We start from the raw sequence: 552 nt of genomic DNA on the forward strand, positions 1-552 counted from the left end.
CTGCACGGTGGTGAACCGGTAGGCCTCAGTGTCCGGGATGCTGGCGGGGTCCGGGAGTTCACGCACCCGGGTCGCCAGGGCAGCCAGTTCACCACCGGTTCGGGCGGTCACCCACCCACTGCCCAGCACGTAGCACGGCTGGTCCGGGTGGGTCTGGTAGGTGTTGACGGTGACGGTCAACTGGTCGCGGTGTCCGCCGAGCAGGCGCAGGGCGACCTGTCCGCGGCAGTGCGACATCAACGGGGCAGGCGGGGGTGGGGTGTCGGTCTCGGTGTCGTTGCTTTCTGTGGTCGTGTCTGTCGTGTCTGTCATTGTTTCCCGGCGGGTCTCCAGGGCTGCGGTGTTGATCGCTGACCACACTGCCTCGGCGGTGAGCTCACTGCCGCAGTCCAGGGTCAACCGGGTACCCCGGCGGGTCAGTGATACCGCTCCGGCCTCTGCGGCCTCGGTGTCCTGCACGATCAGTGGGGCGACTCGGCACAGCACTTCGTCGGTGACATCGGCCAGGGCGGTGTGGCAGGTGATGCCGGTGTTCTGGATCCAGTCGGTCAC

1 pseudogene is annotated in these 552 nt (G+C 67.6%); it reads right to left on the bottom strand.

The window, feature by feature from the left end:
• Positions 1 to 552: pseudogene (locus tag FS507_RS17760) on the bottom strand (hypothetical protein); the annotation flags it as partial.

It is taken from the genome of Corynebacterium glyciniphilum AJ 3170 (assembly GCF_007673095.1).
Taxonomy (GTDB): Bacteria; Actinomycetota; Actinomycetes; order Mycobacteriales; family Mycobacteriaceae; genus Corynebacterium.